The organism is Streptomyces sp. NPDC001851 (assembly GCF_040297165.1).
Taxonomy (GTDB): Bacteria; Actinomycetota; Actinomycetes; order Streptomycetales; family Streptomycetaceae; genus Streptomyces.
Map to the genome: position 1 here is coordinate 36472 of NZ_JBEOYR010000040.1, position 17030 is coordinate 53501.

Here is a 17030-nt window from a genome sequence, read left to right on the forward strand (position 1 = left end):
ACAGGGCGAGGGATTTGACCCAACCAGTTCGCTGCGGGAGTAGATGCGGAGCTTCGAGTGGACGTGCGTGAGGTGGTATTGGACGGCACCCGGCTCACTGGGACAGCAGAAGACAATGAGCGACCTGGTCTCGGATGCCCTCGAAGCCCATGGCGGCGTGGAGCGGTGGCGGCCACGCGCCGAGGGCTCCGTCGTGACCGCCCCAGCTGCCCAGTATCTGTACGACTTCGCGGAAGCGTCCTCTGACATCTACGCGACCCGCGCCGCGAGGACTCGGCTTCAGGGACTGAGCAGGCCGGGGTTCTCACGGACGTATTCAGTGACCCCGGTCGGAGGCCGTCCGATGACCTGCTCGACGCCGTCCGCCCTGCGGTCGTATCGGTTCTCCGCGTGAAGGCGAGCCATGGTGGAGATGTGCTGGAAGACGTGGTCCGGCAGCCCCAGCGGTCTGAGGTCGTCGTCGATCCATTCCTGCAGGCCGACGTCGGTGTAACTGACCGGCTGGCCCAGAGCTGTGGAAACCTCCTCCGCCATGGCGGAGATGTCCTCCGAGCGGGGGCCGGTCAGCTCATAGACGCGGCCGGTGTGCGGGGCCGGATCGGCCAGGATCTCTGCCACGACCGCGGCGACGTCCCCGGCTGCCACGGGGGAGGTTTTCGCCTGGCCGAAGGGCAGTCTGATGCTTCCGTCCTTCGCGATCGAGGAGAAGCCGACACGGAACAGCGGGTTCTCCATGAACACGGTGGGCCTGATCTGGACGACGGGCAGGCCTGACCAGCCGAGGACCTGCTCCACCAGCCAGTGGTGCCGCTGCTGCACAGACTCTGAGGTGCTGGTGAGGTCCATCTCGGAGACGGTCAGCTGCGACATGTTCACGAGCGCTTCCAGGCGCCCGTACGCACGCGCGACGGCCGCCACCGTCATGGCAGCCTCCAGATACTGCGCCGATACGCCCATGCCGAAGTACATCCGCCCGCAACCGGAGAGGGCGTCAGCCACATCGCCCGCACGCGTGAGGTCTCCGACGACGACCTCGGCACCCGTCGCACGCAGCGCCTCCGCCCGTTCGTCGTCGCGACGCACCATGGCCCGCACGGGCAGGTCCCGTTGCCGGAGAATTTCGACCACGGTTCGGCCGACGGCGCCGACGCTACCCGCCGCGCCCGTCACCAGTATGGGCAGCAAACTGCCTTCCGGGGGGCGGTCCATACGAGCAGCGTGCGGTGCACGTCGCCGGGGCGCAACCGGAGCTCGATGAGCCGATACGCCCGGTGGCAGTGGGTCGCGTAGCCCGTGACACGGACGCGAGCCGGTCACCGCTCGGCAGATGCGCGCCGTGGGCCCGGGGTGTCCCATCCGAAACAGCTACCAAGGGCGTACGAGGACGGTGCCGACCTTGCCGGGCCCTACTGCGTGTTCGACGGCGTCGGTCAGTGCGCCGAGGCCGTACGTGGCGGCCACTTTGAACTGGTCCTTGAACGTCAGCGCGATCAGCTTCGCGGTGGCGACGTCGGATGCCCGCCTCTCGGCGGAGACCTCGGACAGCCACCGGCCGATGTTCTTGCCCTGCAGCGTCAGCGATTTGTGCAGCAGCTTCGACGCGTGCACCGAGATCGGCTCCGAACGTTCGGGAACCGCTTGCGTAGCTTGGCGGCGCCTCGGTCGCTGCGGACGACGTTGATGAGGCCGAGGCCGTGGAGTTCGCCGAACGATTTACTGTCCCGACGTGACCCGTCGTGGTGGTGGTTCAGTTGGGTGGTGTACGGGTGATGGATCGGTTCCGGATGGGTGTACTGACGGGCGGTCGGGCAGCGCGGCGTTGTCTGGTCGCGCTCACTTGCCAGATGGCGAGGAGCAGCAGCGTGCCGGTTTCAGCGAGGAGGCTGAGGACGGCTTGTGGTGCCGGTTGCAGACCGCGCTCGGTGAATCCGAACACGCCAACGGTGCGCGAAGCGGTGAAGCCGCCGAGGGCGCCGAGCGCGACGCCTGCCTCGGAGACCCTCAGCAGCGGGGGTGGTGTCCCGATCAGCAGCAGGGCAGCGAGGGCGAAGGATGCGCTGGCCTGGAGCAGGAACAGGGGGCCGATGATGTGGATGAAGCGGTACCCGTCAATGTAGAGCTGGGCGTGGATGTATCCGCCGGCGGCGAGGGTTGCGGCGGTCGCCGCCCGCAGGGTAGGGACGAGGAATCTTTGGGTGTTCATGCCAGCCTCCGGTCCTTGATGGCCAGTTCGCGGTCGCCTTGGCGGTAGCCGACGCTGCGGATGCCGAGTGCGTCCTTGAGCTGCCGGGCAGGGACGACCTGGGGCGTGGGGGCGGGGGCGCGGCCCGGTTTGGGCAGGGGGTAGGCGGTGGTGGTGGCGGAGTGGAAGGTGATGTTGCCCTCTGTCTTGGTGAACAGTTGGTGGACGTGCCCGTTGAGACAGGTGACAGAGGAGAAGCGGCGCAGGAGGGCGATGACTTTGAGGGCGTCGTCGGTGCTCCAGCCCCACTTCGGGTACATGGCGAACAGCGGGATGTGGCTGAAGACCACGATGGGGGTGTCCGATGGCAGTCCCGCCAGGTCTTTGCGTACGAAGTCGATCTGCGCGTTGCCGAGGTGCCCGAGTTTCTCCAGGCTCAGGGTGTTGACCAGGGCGATGAAGTGCACACCGTGGGTGTCGAAGCTGTACCAGCCGTCGCCGAGCGTGCCCATGCCGAAGGTCCGCCGGTAGGCGCGGCCTGCATCGCCGATGGAGTCGTGTTCGCCCGGTACGGTGAAGACGCGGTCTGTCTTCATTCCGGTCATCATCTGCTTGACCTGGTTGAACTGCCCGGCCGTGGACAGGTGGGTCAGGTCGCCGCTGTGCATGACGAAGTCCGGTCTGAATCCGAGTGAGTTGACCTGGTTGATCGCTTCGGTGAATGAGCCGGCAACGTCCGTGTTCGCCGGGCCCTGGAACCCGATATGGCTGTCGGAGACCTGCACGAACCGCAGCGCGCCGCTTCCCGCTGCGACGGCCCCGGCGGCAGCCCCGGCGTTGGTGTCCCGGGAGTCCGCGATGTGGCTGATCACCTCTCCGCTGGCCACGGTCAGCACCACCGCGCCGCCGAACCATCCGGCGTGACGCATGAGTTGACGCCGGGTCATACCGTGTTCGGTTTCATGCTGGCCGGCGTCGTCGGCCGGTGCTCCGTCGTGACGGTCGTAGTAGTCGGTCATTGGGTCACCTCCACGGTGGCGGTCATGAACGGATGGATGGTGCAGATGTAGGCGTAGGTGCCGGGCTTGGTGAACGTGTAGCTGTAGGTGGCGTGGGTGGCCAGGGCGGCCGAGCGCAGGGGGCCACCCGATGCGGCGCTGGTGACGGTGTGGGCGTCGGTGTCCTGGTTGGTCCAGGTCACCGTCGTGCCCGCTTTGACCTGCAACGTGGCCGGAGAGAATGCGAAGTTCTTGATCGCGACGGCATTCCCGGTCACCGGCGCGGCCGCCGCGCCCGTGCTCGAGGTACTCATGGGCATGCTCATGCTGGGCATCGGGGAGGCGCCGGGAGCGGAGCCCGCCGCTTTCCCCGACCCCGTGGCACCGGGCATCCCGGGGGTCTGGTGCTGACCCGGACCGGGCGTGATGACGCCGGCTCCGGAGGACGAGGGATGCGACGACGGGCCGCATGAGCTGAGGAGCCCCAGCGCACCGGCGGTGGCGATGGTGGCGACGGCCAGCCCGGCCGCAGCACGGGATCGCCGAGTTGGTGGGCGAAGGTTCACGTACATGGTGTGCGTTCCTCACTGATCAGGCGGAGACGGGAACTGCGCCGGCTCGGGCGCACGCAACCGCAGGGATGTGGTGGATGCCGCGTTCACGGGCACGCGTCCCTCACGGACCCGGCGAGCGAGCCTGAGTGCCCCCCGTGCCGGCTGCCCGCCTCGAGGTGCTCCGCGCTGCGCATCCGCCCTGCCGCGCCACGAGGATGAAGGCGACACGCGGCAGTTCGCCCGAGCAGGCAGCCGCGAGCGACTCGGGGCAGGTCGGCGTCGCCCATACGGGTGATGGGCACACTGGCCCGGATGGAGTTCTGCCCCGGTCGCCGCTCAGCCGCCGATCACTGTGCGTAGCGCCATCGGCGTGGTGTGTGCTGGACATCGGTCGGGGCTGCAGAGTGGCACCGGCTTCGATGCACGGGGGCGGGGGAGCCGGGCCGGGCGAGAGCGCGTGCGTCGCGTGGTGCATTTCGGTCACCCCTGTTCCACCCCTTGCCGCAGGGGAAGCGATGAGGAGTTGCGCGTAAGCCGGTTCTTGTTCGCCTCCACGGACGGCATGGCTGCAGCGGTTCGATTGATACGCACCTTTTGTGGGACTTCATGGGATCGCTGCAGTTCAGCCGGTCCGGACCCGCGCATGCTTGACCATGGCGAGGTCGTAACGCCGCAAGGGCGTACCACCTGCAGCACTCACAGTGCGTGACCCGTGCCGAGCTGTTCGTGCAGGACAAAGCGGCGCATATGCCTGATGATCGTGGTATGCCCTGGAGTTCCCGAAAACGTGGTTCAAGGACCGATCCGGATCGCTCCGCGCACCGTGTCTCTGATAGAGGGACCCTTTCGACCGCGGATGAGGAACTGCTGCGCACGCTGTACACGGAGCACTCAGGAGCCCTGTTCCACTACGTGCTGCGACTGACCTCAGGAGACTGGCAATGGGCAGAGGACGTGGTACAGGAGACACTGCTGCGAGCGTGGCAGCATCCCGCCGCGTTCGACCCCGCACGCGGTCCGGCCCGGGCATGGCTGTGTACGGTCGCTCGACACCTGGTCATCGACGCCCACCGGGCCCGGCAGTCCAGGCCGGCCGAGGCCGGCGGCGATGTGCTGGAGCGAGCCGCCGAGCAGAAGCCGGGCAAGGACGAGATCGAGCAGGCACTGCAGAGCTGGGCGGTTGCCGAAGCCGTCCGGTCACTGTCCCCGGACCACCGCGCCGTCCTGCTGGAGACCTACTATCGGGGCCGGACCATGGCGGAGGCCGCACAGGTGCTGGGCGTCCCGCTGGGCACAGTGAAGTCGCGGACGTACTACGCCCTGCACGCCCTGCGGCTGGCGCTGCAGGAACGGGGGATCGAGCCATGACCGTGGCGGGCAGGAGGCGGCGACCATGAGTGCGGAGCACGACGCCCTCCGGCTGACGCTGGGAGGTTACGTCTTGGGCACGCTGCCCTCGGCGGAAATGGAACAGGTGCGCATCCACCTCGCGGCATGCACCGAATGCCGGGCCGAACACGCCCAGCTGGCGGGATTGCCTGCGCTGCTGGCGACGGTGACCGAAGCCGAAGCCTCGGGCCAGACGGTGCTGGCGGCCGAAACGGATTTGACCGACCGACTGATGGTACGGGCAGCCGAAAGCGCGCAGGGCTCCCCGCTGCCCGAACGGCCCGCCGCGCCCGCGGTGTCGAAGACCCCAGAGGGGGGTGTGCTGGAGAGGCTGCTCCAGCAGGCTGCGGCCAGGCGCCGCAGGTCTTGGCGTCTGCAACTGGCCGGCGCTGCGGTCTCGCTGACGTTCATCGCGGCAGCGGCCGGTGGCACATGGCTGGCGGCCATCGGATCCGTGGGCAGTCAGGCGAGGCCGCCCGGGCCGACCGCGCCGACCGTCTGGCGCACCTTCTCCGGGAGCGATCCCGCCACCGGCGTCTCCGCCTCGGTGAAGGTCTCGCCCTCTGCCTGGGGCAGTGTCCTGCAGATCTCCGCAGGAGGGGCACCCGCCGGAATCACCTGTCGGCTGCAGGCGGTCGGGCCCGGCGGGGCCAGGACGGACGGCGCTACCTGGCGGGCAGGCGAGTACCCTCCCGGCACCACGATCCCAGGAGCGGTCGCCATGGCTCCGGGAGCCATCGAGCACTTCGAGATCCTCGCGGGCAACGGTCAGAAGCTGGTCACCATCCGAGCGTGAGGCCAGACCATGGCGGTCATGTCACTGGGCGGCCGGTCGCCCAGTGGCATGACGGCAGCAGCAGGGCGTGAGGATTGGTGGCACAAGAGGCCAAGACGACGTCGCCTTCGAAAGGCCGGGCGCTCCGCGGCGAGGGACCCCGATCATTCGACAAGCACCGGGCCGCCTCAAGACCGGTGGACCGAGCTGGAGGGGCGCGCACAGGACGTCCAGCTGATGGCCATGGAAGAGGTTTCTGCCCGTGACACCGGCTGGACGGGCACGCTCGTGATCACCGTAGCCCCTCGATCCCGCCGCGCCGCGTGGCTCCGGGATCGGCGGGACCGTCCGACAAGGCTCGCGGCCGATGAGTGTGGCGGCTTCGGAGGCCGCCACCGGCACCTGTATGACCGAGGGGCTGAGCGGCAGCCAGCGCGCGGAGGCGGCTGATGGTCGAGTCGGCCGCCGCCAGCCGGGAAGGATCACCCCGGCCAGGTTGATCAAGGTGAAGCCCGTCCGGGTACGCGACCAGCAGGTCGAGGGTCGAGGGGTGGGTTGAAGCAGCCATCCGATCGATCTGTCCGCGGTGGTGCCACACATCGCGGGGCCGGTCAGCTGCGGCGGCTGCTTCCCCTGCACGACATGTCTCGGGCGGCTGTGTCGGTACCCGGGCAGTTCTGCAGCTCGGTCGTGGGGCTCTGACCTGCTTCCCTCACGCGACCTCCCCAGGGGGCCGGTCGGCCATCCCGCGCCGGGCCCCGCGGGTGCCGGCCGCGTACACGGGCGGGCACGGCTGTGCGAAAGGGGGCGGCGGCATACATCTCCGCTTCCGCCGGAGGAGGTGAAAAGCGGCACCCTGGCCCTTCCCGCGACGCGCCGACGGTTTCCGGGCCCTGGTCACTCTCGCCCCCGCTCCGTCGAACCAGCCCAGTCCGCAGCTGACTTCATGCATGAGCGGGCCGACGGGGCGCGCACGACTCTTCTTTTCCCGAAGTCCGTACAACCCGGAGAAGAGGATCCATCACCTCTGCACGCGGCGGACCGCGATCCGGCCGAAATGTAGGCACGGACGTCCGTCCCAGGTCTACGGTGCGACGCTTCCACGGGGTCGTCCGGAAGACCACCGGCGAGGGGGCCGAACTGCCGGTGCCCAGTCCGGCCGCGCAACAGCCAGCTCTGGACAGAGGCAGCTGAGCCCAGACAGGCGCCGACATTGACATGACGCGCAGGAATCGGAACAAAAAAGGCAAATAGCTCGAACCATCCGACATGTGTCGTCCGTGGAACTGATTGAGCGCGCCCACGCAGGATCAGGATCCGGCCTACCGACCACCCCCGAATTGCTTGCGGTCACCCCGTTCCGGTCTCCGCACATCGACAGAAGAGCCAGAAGACCATGTTCGTGACCGATTCCCCCAGCCCGACTTCACTGCTCGGCCGGCCCTGCCGTCGCCATGCACTGCTCACCCTGCCGGCGCAGGAGGCGCACGTCTCCGCCGCTCGTCACTTCGCAGCCGATTTGCTGGAGACCTGGAGTGTGCCCGCGGGTGAGCGGGACTCCGCCATTCTCATCGTCGACGAACTCGCCGCCAACGCTGCCCAGTACGGCCATGAGCGCATGACCCTGCTGCTCGCCCTCGATCACGAAACTCTGCACATCGTGGTCACCGACTCCGGCGCGGCCGTGGAGCGTCATCGCCCCGGCATCGCCTCCGACGAACACGGCCGTGGCACCGGCATCGTCCAGTTCCTCGCCCAGTCGACCGAGATTCGCCAGACACGCAGCGGCCGCGAAGTCCGCGCCTGCCTGAGGTGCTCGCCATGACCGGGCCGGACGCTCCGCACGAGCTGCGACCCCCTGCCGGGGCCGGCGCCGCAGCACAGCGACGGACCACCGGGGGCGGCCGCGGCGAAAGGCCACCCGACACCCCCGCCGAGTGGTCCTTCGCGACCCACAAGCCGTGTCCCATCGACGGCTGCCCGGGCCCGGCCCAGGTGCCCATGCGGTCCGCTGCCCGCCCATCGGCACTCGATCGCGGCGGCCCCCACGACGACACGGTGCTGTGTCAACGCTGCGGCGCCGGCCCCTGCGTACCGGCGGAGGTGTGAGCGTGGACGTCACCCCGAACAGCGGCAAGGGCATCGACGCCCCGCCCCCGCACGAGGCATATACGCATGCGCCAGATCTGCGCCGCGAGATGCACCAAGTGCTGGCCCCCGGAGCCGAACGCGCCTGGCTGCTACGCCGGAAGGCCCTCATGGACCGGAGGGCCCTGGACGACCCCGGCCCCGTCGCAGCTGCCGCGGAACCCGCCGAGCAACTCGTCCTCCACGACCGCCGGCATCTCGACCTGGCTGCCGGCCCGCACCACCCCGACACCATCACGCTCGCGTGGCCGACACAGATGAGCCACGCGCATGACCGCCAGTTGTCACAACCCGCCACCAGCGACAAGGAGCCACAGAACATGGGTGGAAAGCAGAAGACACTCGCCATACTTGCCGGAGCCGCGCTGGCAGCCGGACTCGCCGGCCCGGCCTTCGGGTCCACCACCGCTCACTTGCCGGCCCTGCGCACCGCCGCGACGGGGGCAGGGATGTCGGTCGTGGAGTGGAACCGCGAGCTCGTCACCATCCTCAGCAATCCGAAGGCGCAGCCGTCCACCGTCCAACCCACGCGCAGCTTCGCGCTTCTGCAGGCTGCCGAGTACGACGCGGTGATATCGATCACCCGGGCCGGCCCCGCCTACGTGTTCTCGGTGACGGCGCCAAGAGGCGCTCGTGCGGACGCCGCAGCGGACCAGGCGGCCCACGATGTGCTGGTCGCCCTTTACCCGGCCAGGCGCGCAGGCTTGAACCAGCGGCTGAGCAGCCAATTGTCCGCGATATCCGGCGGCCCGGGCAAGCAGGCGGGTATTGGTGTGGGAGCGGAGGTCGCCCGCAGGCTGATCACCCTGCGGTCCAATGACGGATCCTCAGCCAAGCCGCCGCAGTTCCGCCCCGGCGACAAGGCCGGGGACTACCGGCCCACCCCTCCCAATTTCCAGACACCGGTGTTCACCGACTGGGGCTCGGTCAAGCCGTTCGTACTGGACGACGGACGGCAGTTCCGCCCGGCACCGCCGCCGGCCGTGAGCAGCGCCGCGTACGCCACCGCCTTGAACGAGGTCAAGAGCCTGGGGAGCAAGACCAGCACCATCCGCACTCCCGGTCAGACGGCAGCCGCGAAGTTCTGGGCGGCGGCACCCGTATGGAACGTCTGGAACCAGATCACGCAGAACCTCGTCACCTCCCAGAACGCGAACCTGGAGAAGGCGGTGAAGGTCTTCGCCCGGCTCGACCTGTCCCTCGCCGACACCGCGATCGCGATGTACGACGCCAAGTATGTCTACCACGTCTGGCGGCCCGTGACGGCCATCCGGCTCGGCGGTACGCACTACAACCCGAGCATCGTCGGGGATCCCAGCTGGACCCCTCTGCTGCCGACCGCACCGGATCCGTCCTATCCGGGCGCTCACGGCGCTCTCAGCCAGGCCGCGGCAACGACGCTCGCCGGACTCTACGGGGCGCGGCATCATTTCGCGGTGACCTCGAAGGGCGTCACTCGAACCTTCACCGGCTTCCAGGACGCCGCCACCGAAGCGTGGCTCAGCCGGATCTGGTCCGGCCAGCACACCTCCCTTGACAACCACGCGGGCCAGCAACTCGGCACCCAGGTGGCCGACTTCGTGGCAGGTCGGCTCTGACCGCACCGGCACGCTACAACCATGCACATGGTAGGGCCGAGAAGCCAGTGGTCCCGTCGCATCGGGTACCACTGGCTCGGGCCACGCTCAGAGGGCGGCCATCCTCCGTGCCGAGGGCCCGCAGCTGCTGGCCGGCAGGCAGGATGTCTGCCCGCAGGAAGTCCTGGCTTCCTGTCACCGCGACGCACTGACTGAATGACTGTCGCGGTCGGGCCCACCCGGTCGCCCAGGTCGCTGAGCGCGGGCTCGCCCATGTCACTGTCGGCGGACCCGCAGTCGGGGGCCTCGCTCGAGTCCCCGTGGGTACCTCAACACCTGTGGGTCTGCAGGAGGTTCGAACCGCCGATCGGATCGCCCGACCAGTCGGTCGGACGCCGTGATCGTCGTCTCGGTCGACTACCGGCTCGGCGCTTTCGGCTGTCTGCGCTCCCCGGGGATCCCCGAGGGCAACCTCGGCGTCTCCGACCAGTTGGCGGCGCTGCGGTGGGTGCGGGACGGCATCGCCTCGTTCGGCGGGGCACACCGGCCATGTCACCCTGGCCGGCCGGCCCGCGAGCGCCCACAGCGTGCAGTGCCTGTTGGGCATGCCCGGGAGCGAGGGCCTGTTCCACGGTGCCATCGTGAACAGCACCTCGGCAGGGCTGAGCCTCGGCGAGGCCGACTACGCCAAGCGCGCCGCCGAGCGTTTCCTCTCCCGGCTCGGCACGAATCCGCACGGTGCCCCGGTGTCGGACACCCTGGGCGCCCAGAGCGCCGTTCGCCCGAGAGGCCGCCGGCAGGCTCGGGCTCAACTCCGTCCACCGTTCGTGCCGGTCGGGGGCGTCGGCCCGCTCCCGGACGGCGCGGCTTGGACCGACGTTCTCACCCGCCGGGTACCCGGCCTGGACGTCACCATCGGCATCACCATCAGCATCACCGAACGGGAGATGGCCGCCTTCAACGCCGTGAACCCGGTGCCGCGCCGGGTGCGCGAGGCCCCGTCCCGGGCTCCGCGCTCGCCGCCGACGGCGTGGAACACGCCGCGAGGGAGTTCGCCTTCGCCCGTCCCTCCCGTCAGCCGGCCGTCCAGCTCAGTGAGGCGGGCGCCCGCGTATGGGCCTACCGGTTCGACGCCGCCGCCCCCGACTCCGTCTTCGGCGCCGCCCACCGCATCGAACTGCGCTTCCTCTTCGGCGCCGACGCCGACTGGGCCGACGCCCCGATGCTCGCCGGCGCCCGCCCGCAGGACATCGAGTCCCTCGGCCGCCGTGTGTGCACCGCCTGGCTCGGCTTCATCCACACCGGCGCCCCCACCACCGACACCCCCTGGCCGCAGCACACAGCGCACTCCTCCTCCACTTACCACTGGCAAGCTGAAGCCCCACGGTCACGGGACACATGCCCGATGCACCGCCGACGTCTGCGGACGTGCAGCGAGGCTCACAGCCGCACCGAGTGCCTGGTGCGCACACACGCCGCCCGGGCCCATGGCCGTCGCGCGAGAGCCGTATGCCGGACTGCTATGGGCGAGTTCCGGCGGGACGTCGAGCAGCCGCGCCAGGCGCCCGAGCGGGGCCGTCACGCTCGCCGGCCGGGTACCCGGAAGTCTGCGTCACCGTCAGGGCCGGGGCATTGGCACGCCGGACAGTGGGGGTGGCGCCTCCACCCCCCCGGCGGCAGTACGGCGCGTTCCAGTCGCCCGCGGACGTGATCAGCGAAGGCGAGCTCGCCGGCCTCCCAAGACCGCGTGGGCCACGGCCCCGGGCTGGACCATGATCAACGATCTGTCCGGCGTGGGTCCGTCGTCGCCATGGCATGAACCATCAGGATCATCAGTTACACGAGGAACAACCGACAGCATGTCGTTCCTCTCGGCTTGGAGGAGCTTTGCATGGCTGCAGAACTGGACGGATCCACCGCTCTTGTCACCGGCGCTACCGCCGGCATCGGCCGGGCCGTGGCCCTGCGCCTGGCAGCGTCGGGGGCCTCGGTCATCGTCCACGGGCGGGACGAGCAGCGGGGTGCGGAGACCGTCGAAGAGATCGCTGCCGCAGGCGGGAAGGCTCGGTTCGTTGCTGCGGATCTGAGTAGCTCTGAAGATGTCCTGCGTCTTGCCGCTGAAGCAGGCGAGGTGGACGTTCTGATCAACAACGCCGGTATCTATCGGTTCGCCAGTACGCCGGACACCACCGCCGAGATGTTCGACGCTCAGATGGCCGTCAACTCACGCGCGCCGATGCTCCTGGTCGGTGCTCTCGCTCCGGGAATGGCTGAGCGGGGGCGTGGCGTCATCGTGAATGTGAGTACAGCGGCGGCTACCACGCCGGTGCGGGAATCGGGCGCTTACGGGGCCTCCAAAGCTGCACTCGAACTTCTCACACGAGTATGGGCTGACGAGTTCGGCGCCCAGGGCGTCCGCGTGAACGCCGTGGCTCCGGGCCCTGTCCATACCCCCGGGACGGAGGAGATGGGAGGTGAAACCCTCCAGGTGATCGGGCGAACCACCGTACTGGGGCGGGTCGCAGACCCTGAAGAAATCGCGGAAGCGGTTCTGTTCCTTGTTTCGTCCCGCGCCAGCTACATCACCGGCGCGGTTCTCGAGGCACGCGGCGGACAGCTCGCGATCGGATGACTTTGGGCTGGGCCGCGATGGATATGCCAAACCCGACGCCCATGCCCACGATGTCTGCCTCGACCCGCAAAGAAGCTGTTTCTGATCCTGGCGTGAGCGGTTGACGCGGTGTAGTTACGGCAGCAGCAGGCGAGAGGATGACCGCTTCCCAAAGCATCCGGTGGCCATGCCGGCCACTGTCGGTCTGCATTCTTCGGCATGCGGTCAGGGCCCGTCTGGGCGAGGCTGACGTGATGGTAGAGCTCCTGTGCGATCGTGTACCTGCGGTCGGGTCGGCGCCGGTGATCCCCACACTCATCCCTTTCGCAGCGCCTCCGTTCCTGGTGCCCGATCGCAGCCTCATTCCGGCCCACCTGCGCGTTCTCGAACGCCCTTGCCGCTGGATCTGGTCCCGACGGAGTAGCCGGGCGGGCGCCTGGCGCATTCCGAGCCTAGAAAGAGACAGGGAGCTCAAGGCGATGGAGGGAGAGGCTTGGGATGCGGCTCGTCGTGGACCTCACCCGCTGCCAGGCGTATGCGCAGTGCGTGTTTCTCGCACCGGAGATGTTCGAGCTGCATGGCGAGGAAGCGCTGCTGTACCGCCAGGAAGTCCCGGACGAGCAGCTGGAGCGCGTGCGCCAGGCCGCTGCAGCGTGCCCGGTCCAGGCGATCCTCGTGGGTGAGGCGGTGACCGCCGGTGCCCGGGCCCGGTGACCTTCGGGAGGGCCCCATCGTCATCGTCGGCGCGTCGCTGGCCGGGTTGCGGGCCGCTGAGGCACTGCGCGAGAGGGGCTTCACCGGCTCGCTGACCGTGGTCGGGGACGAGCCCCACCCGCCCTACGACAGACCGCCGCTGTCCAAGCAGGTTTTGCTCGGCATGTCGGCGGCGGACACTACCGGGCTGCCGATGCGCCGCGACCCGGACGCCGACTGGCGGCTCGGAGTGCGTGCCACGGGGCTCGACCCCGTCGGCCGTCAGGTCCTGTTGGCCGACGGTGAGTCCCTGCCCTACGACCGGCTGCTGATCGCCACCGGAACCCGGGCGCGCCCCTGGCCCCGACCGGAGCAGGCTGCCCTGGACGGAGTCTTCACCCTGCGAACGCGTGACGACGCCGGGTGCCTGGCCGAGCGGCTGGCCGCCGGGCCGCGCCGGGTGCTGGTCATCGGCGCTGGCTTCACCGGTTCGGAGATCGCCTCGGCCTGCCGGGAGCGGGGCATCGAGGTCACGGTTGCAGAACGTGGTACCGCACCGCTGGTGGGCGCCCTCGGCGGCACGCTGGCGAGGTTCGCGGCCGGCCTGCAGCGGGCCCACGGCGTGGACCTGCGCTGCGGAGTGACGGTCACCGCGCTGTGCGGGAACGACGGCGGGCGGTTCACCGGAGCCGATCTCTCCGACGGCAGCCACATCGACGCGGACGTGTGCGTCATCGCCATGGGTGCGGTCCGCAACGTCGAGTGGCTGGCGGATTCCGGGCTGGCGGCGGGCCCGCACGGGGTCGCCTGTGACGCGGGGTGCCGCGCCTTCGACATGTACGGGATCGTCACCGACGACGTGTTCGTGGCGGGTGACGTCTCCCGCTTCCCCCATCCGCTCTTCGACTACCAGATGCTCTCCTTGGAGCACTGGGGCAACGCGGTCGCGCAGGCCGAGGTGGCGGCCCACAACATGATCAGTTCCGGGCCGCCGCGGCGTCCCCACCTCGCGGTTCCGGTCTTCTGGTCGAGTCAGTTCGGGGTCAACATCAAGTCCGTGGGTGTCCCTACCTACTCCGACCAGGTGGTCATCGCCCAGGGCTCGCTCAGTGAACGCCGTCTGGTGGCGGTCTACGGTTACCGGGGCCGCATCACTGCCGCCGTCACCGTCAACATGGCCAAGTGGCTGGAGTACTACCAGGGCCTGATCGAGGCCGCCGCCCCGTTCCCGCCCGCGCCCGGCGCGGCCGACGGCCATCCGCTGGTGACCGAATTCGCGCTTCCCTCCGACGTGCCGGATCCAAGGGGGCTGTCCCACGGCCCCACCGTCGCGCTGACCGGTCACCTGCCGGACCGCCGGCTGACCGTGGTCCGGGCCGCCGGCTGACCCTTCCGTTCTTCCCTGTCACGAGGAGCCCGTCGATGGCTGTCGACACCCTGCTGGAGCGGATCACCGACTACGCCAACCGCCCCGACCCGTACCCGCTGTACGCGGAACTCCGCGAGGCGGGCGTGGCGCGGCAGACGGACGGCAGCTACCTGGTTGGCGGGTACTACGACATTGTCGCCCTGTTCCACAACCCACGGCTCAGCTCGGACCGCCGCAACCGCGCCGGCACGTACAGCGGCCTGCCTGCGGATGAGGAAGAGCCCCGCCCTTTCATCCGGCTCGATGACCCCGAACACCGCAGGCTGCGCAGTCTGGCCACACGGCCGTTCGGTCCCCCGCACAGTCCGGGCAGGATCGACGCGATGCGAGACGAGATCACCCGGATCACCGACGAACTGATCGAGTCGCTCCAGGGCCGTACGCGAGTCGACGTCGTCGACGACTTCGCCTATCCCCTGCCCGTCTCCGTCATCTGCCGACTCCTTGGTGTACCGCGCGAAGACGAGCCGACCTTCCGCGAGTGGTCCAACGCCATCATCGACTCCGGCGACATCCGGCCCGGTGAGGACCTCGGCACGAGCCAACGGGCCGGCAACCAGGCCCGGGCGCAGATGGGCCGCTACCTGGTGGACCTCGCCGAGCAGCGCCGCGGCCGCCCGGGTGACGACATGCTGTCCGCGTTCGTCAACGACCCGGACCCGAGCGGAGGGCTCACCCGCGAGGAACTGGCGGCCACCGCCGTGCTGCTGCTCGTCGCTGGACACGAGACCACGGTCAATCTGATCACCAACGGCGTCCTCACCCTGCTGCGCCACCCCGACCAGCTGGCGCGCCTGCGCCGTGAACCCGACCTGCTTCCTGGCGCAGTGGAGGAACTGCTGCGCTACGAGCCCCCCGTCCACTTGCTGGAGCGTATTCCCCTCACCCACGTCGACGTCGCCGGCACGACCATCCCCAAGGGCGTACCCGTGCTACTCGTGTTGGCCTCGGGCAACCGTGACCCCAAGCGATTCCGCGATCCCGACCGGTTCGACCCCACCCGCCGGGACAACCAGCACCTCGGATTCGGCAGCGGCGTCCACATCTGCTACGGCGCACCCCTCGCCCGGGTCGAAGCCCAGATCGCCCTGGGAGCACTCCTTCCCCATCTCACCACCGCAACTCTGGTCGAAGACCCTCCTCCCTACCGGAACAGCGCCGTGTTGCGGGGCCCCCGGCACCTTCCCATCGAGCTGGCCCCGTCGCCGTAGACGCGATGAATCGCCTCGCCCCAGGACGCGAAGTAGAGCAGCGCCGGTCGTTCGTTCGGTTGTTCCTCGGCCGGTTCGGAGGCACCGACGTGCCGCTGGGCAGGGCGCGGCGGAGCGAGCTCGCCGAGTGAGGTTCCGCTGTAACGAACGGCAAGCCGATCGACGTGTAACTGACCGTGTTGCTCAGACCGTGTCCTCCATGGCTATGGGCCGCTTTGAGATGAGAGAGCAGATGACCGCGAACGCCGGGGCGCACATGACGTCCACTTCCCCTCATCGGGAGCCGATCCGCGTCGGTGTCGTGGGTCTGAGCGCGAGCGGCGGGTGGGCGGCCGCTGCCCATGTGCCGGCACTGGCCGGGCTCGATGGATACGAGTTGCGGGCGCTGAGCGCCAGCAGCGCCGAATCCGCGCGTGCGGCCGGCGAGAAGTATGCGGTGCCGCTGGCCTACGGCAGCGCGGAGGAGCTGGCCCGCAGTGAGGAAGTCGATCTCGTGGTGGTGACGGTGAAGGTTCCGCATCACCTGGAGCTCATCCGTCCCGCGCTGGAAGCGGGAAAGATGGTGTTCAGCGAGTGGCCGCTCGGTGCCGACCTCGCGCAGGCCGAGGAGTTGGCCGGCCTCGCGCATCGCAGGAGTGTGCTCACGGCCGTCGGCCTGCAGGCCCGGTCGGCTCCGCCACTGCGGTATCTGCGGGACCTGGTCGCCGACGGCTACGTGGGGCGGGTGCTGTCGACCAGCATGCTCGGGTCGGGCTGGATCGGCGGCGCCACCTACGACGACAACTATGCGTACGTGCTGGACGTCACCAGCGGCGCCACGCTGCTGTCGATCCCCTTCGGGCACTCGGTCGACGCGCTGACCATGGTGCTCGGGGAGTTCCGTGAGGTGTCGGCTCTCATCGAAAACCTGCGCCCGGAGGTCACCCACGTCACGAGCGGGGCGGTCGCGGCCAAGACTGCAGAGGACCAGATCGCCGTCACCGGGGTGCTGGAGTCGGGGGCCGTAGCCGCAATGCACATCCGCGGTGGGACCTCACGCGCCACCGCGTTTCACTGGGAGATCAACGGCACGGACGGCGATCTCGTCGTCAAGGCCGACCAGGCTCAGTGGTGGTACGGGGGGCTGCGGCTCAGCGGAGCCCGGGGAGAGGACGGCACGTTGGCCGAGCTAGCGGTTCCCGCCCGCTATCAGCGGTCGCTGACGCAATGGACCGAGCGATCCACCGAGCCCGCCTGCAACGTCGCCCACGAGTACGCGCTTCTGCGCGACCAGATCACCGGGAACCTTGCGCCAGATGAGGAGGGCGTTCCCGACTTCCGGCACGCCGTCCGGCGACACCGCATGCTGGAGCGGATCCGAGAGGCGGCGCGCGCGGGCCGGAAGGTCACACTCACAGAGCAAGGCTCGTAGGCCCCGAAGTGAGTCGGGTCGGGAGCTCGACCGTTTTGCCCTCGCGAGAATG

Annotated in this window: 15 protein-coding genes; 10 read left to right on the top strand and 5 right to left on the bottom strand. The window is 69.3% G+C overall.

Annotated features, from left to right (window positions below; translation table 11 throughout):
• Window positions 1-279: 279 nt before the first annotated feature.
• The 5 genes from ABT171_RS38245 to ABT171_RS38265 form a co-directional block, all read right to left on the bottom strand.
• Window positions 280-1209 (bottom strand): NAD(P)H-binding protein, encoded by a 930-nt coding sequence (locus ABT171_RS38245; protein WP_351216289.1) that lies wholly within the window; start codon window positions 1207-1209, stop codon window positions 280-282.
• A 156-nt stretch (window positions 1210-1365) separates the two neighbouring features.
• On the bottom strand, window positions 1366-1608 hold the full coding sequence (locus tag ABT171_RS38250; RefSeq protein ID WP_351216291.1) for an MDR/zinc-dependent alcohol dehydrogenase-like family protein: 243 nt from the start codon (window positions 1606-1608) through the stop codon (window positions 1366-1368).
• Between the two features lie 139 nt (window positions 1609-1747).
• Complete coding sequence (locus tag ABT171_RS38255) at window positions 1748-2203, bottom strand: hypothetical protein (protein WP_351216293.1); 456 nt, start codon at window positions 2201-2203, stop codon at window positions 1748-1750.
• Window positions 2200-3201 (bottom strand): metallophosphoesterase family protein, encoded by a 1002-nt coding sequence (locus ABT171_RS38260; RefSeq protein ID WP_351216295.1) that lies wholly within the window; start codon window positions 3199-3201, stop codon window positions 2200-2202. The genes ABT171_RS38255 and ABT171_RS38260 overlap by 4 nt, the downstream gene beginning before the upstream one ends.
• Window positions 3198-3494, bottom strand: coding sequence for a plastocyanin/azurin family copper-binding protein (locus ABT171_RS38265; RefSeq protein ID WP_067051812.1), 297 nt, complete (start codon window positions 3492-3494; stop codon window positions 3198-3200). The genes ABT171_RS38260 and ABT171_RS38265 overlap by 4 nt, the downstream gene beginning before the upstream one ends.
• Before the next feature lie 1005 nt (window positions 3495-4499).
• Between ABT171_RS38265 and ABT171_RS38270 the strand changes: the two genes are divergently transcribed.
• The 10 genes from ABT171_RS38270 (at window position 4500) to ABT171_RS38315 (ending at window position 16978) form a co-directional block, all read left to right on the top strand.
• Window positions 4500-5102: a sigma-70 family RNA polymerase sigma factor gene (locus ABT171_RS38270; RefSeq protein WP_351216297.1), complete on the top strand. Its 603-nt coding sequence runs from the start codon at window positions 4500-4502 to the stop codon at window positions 5100-5102.
• A 25-nt stretch (window positions 5103-5127) separates the two neighbouring features.
• Window positions 5128-5919: an anti-sigma factor gene (locus tag ABT171_RS38275; protein WP_351216299.1), complete on the top strand. Its 792-nt coding sequence runs from the start codon at window positions 5128-5130 to the stop codon at window positions 5917-5919.
• A 1381-nt stretch (window positions 5920-7300) separates the two neighbouring features.
• Entirely contained in the window at window positions 7301-7723 is a 423-nt protein-coding gene (locus tag ABT171_RS38280; protein WP_228623664.1) for an ATP-binding protein, read from the top strand.
• A gap of 286 nt (window positions 7724-8009) precedes the next feature.
• On the top strand, window positions 8010-9644 hold the full coding sequence (locus tag ABT171_RS38285) for a vanadium-dependent haloperoxidase (protein ID WP_351216302.1): 1635 nt from the start codon (window positions 8010-8012) through the stop codon (window positions 9642-9644).
• Window positions 9645-10020: 376 nt separating this feature from the next.
• Window positions 10021-11334 carry a carboxylesterase family protein gene (locus ABT171_RS38290; RefSeq protein ID WP_351251083.1) on the top strand — a complete coding sequence of 438 codons (1314 nt, stop codon included), beginning with the start codon at window positions 10021-10023 and terminating at the stop codon, window positions 11332-11334.
• A gap of 180 nt (window positions 11335-11514) precedes the next feature.
• On the top strand, window positions 11515-12255 hold the full coding sequence (locus tag ABT171_RS38295) for an SDR family NAD(P)-dependent oxidoreductase (protein WP_351251085.1): 741 nt from the start codon (window positions 11515-11517) through the stop codon (window positions 12253-12255).
• Window positions 12256-12732: 477 nt separating this feature from the next.
• Window positions 12733-12948 carry a ferredoxin gene (locus ABT171_RS38300; protein ID WP_228623667.1) on the top strand — a complete coding sequence of 72 codons (216 nt, stop codon included), beginning with the start codon at window positions 12733-12735 and terminating at the stop codon, window positions 12946-12948.
• A complete protein-coding gene (locus ABT171_RS38305; RefSeq protein WP_351251087.1) occupies window positions 12932-14314 on the top strand; it encodes an NAD(P)/FAD-dependent oxidoreductase in 1383 nt (460 codons plus the stop codon). Before ABT171_RS38300 ends, ABT171_RS38305 begins: the two co-directional genes overlap by 17 nt.
• 35 nt (window positions 14315-14349) lie before the next feature.
• Complete coding sequence (locus ABT171_RS38310) at window positions 14350-15567, top strand: cytochrome P450 (RefSeq protein WP_351251089.1); 1218 nt, start codon at window positions 14350-14352, stop codon at window positions 15565-15567.
• Between the two features lie 232 nt (window positions 15568-15799).
• Window positions 15800-16978 carry a Gfo/Idh/MocA family oxidoreductase gene (locus tag ABT171_RS38315; RefSeq protein WP_233273165.1) on the top strand — a complete coding sequence of 393 codons (1179 nt, stop codon included), beginning with the start codon at window positions 15800-15802 and terminating at the stop codon, window positions 16976-16978.
• Window positions 16979-17030: the final 52 nt, after the last annotated feature.

Coding starts and splice junctions, on each gene's coding strand:
- ABT171_RS38245 (WP_351216289.1), bottom strand. CDS start 1,209: ATGGACCGCCCCCCGGAAGGCAGTTTGCTGCCCATACTGGTGACGGGC.
- ABT171_RS38255 (WP_351216293.1), bottom strand. CDS start 2,203: ATGAACACCCAAAGATTCCTCGTCCCTACCCTGCGGGCGGCGACCGCC.
- ABT171_RS38260 (WP_351216295.1), bottom strand. CDS start 3,201: ATGACCGACTACTACGACCGTCACGACGGAGCACCGGCCGACGACGCC.
- ABT171_RS38265 (WP_067051812.1), bottom strand. CDS start 3,494: ATGAGTACCTCGAGCACGGGCGCGGCGGCCGCGCCGGTGACCGGGAAT.
- ABT171_RS38270 (WP_351216297.1), top strand. CDS start 4,500: ATGCCCTGGAGTTCCCGAAAACGTGGTTCAAGGACCGATCCGGATCGC.
- ABT171_RS38275 (WP_351216299.1), top strand. CDS start 5,128: ATGAGTGCGGAGCACGACGCCCTCCGGCTGACGCTGGGAGGTTACGTC.
- ABT171_RS38295 (WP_351251085.1), top strand. CDS start 11,515: ATGGCTGCAGAACTGGACGGATCCACCGCTCTTGTCACCGGCGCTACC.
- ABT171_RS38300 (WP_228623667.1), top strand. CDS start 12,733: ATGCGGCTCGTCGTGGACCTCACCCGCTGCCAGGCGTATGCGCAGTGC.
- ABT171_RS38310 (WP_351251089.1), top strand. CDS start 14,350: ATGGCTGTCGACACCCTGCTGGAGCGGATCACCGACTACGCCAACCGC.
- ABT171_RS38315 (WP_233273165.1), top strand. CDS start 15,800: ATGACCGCGAACGCCGGGGCGCACATGACGTCCACTTCCCCTCATCGG.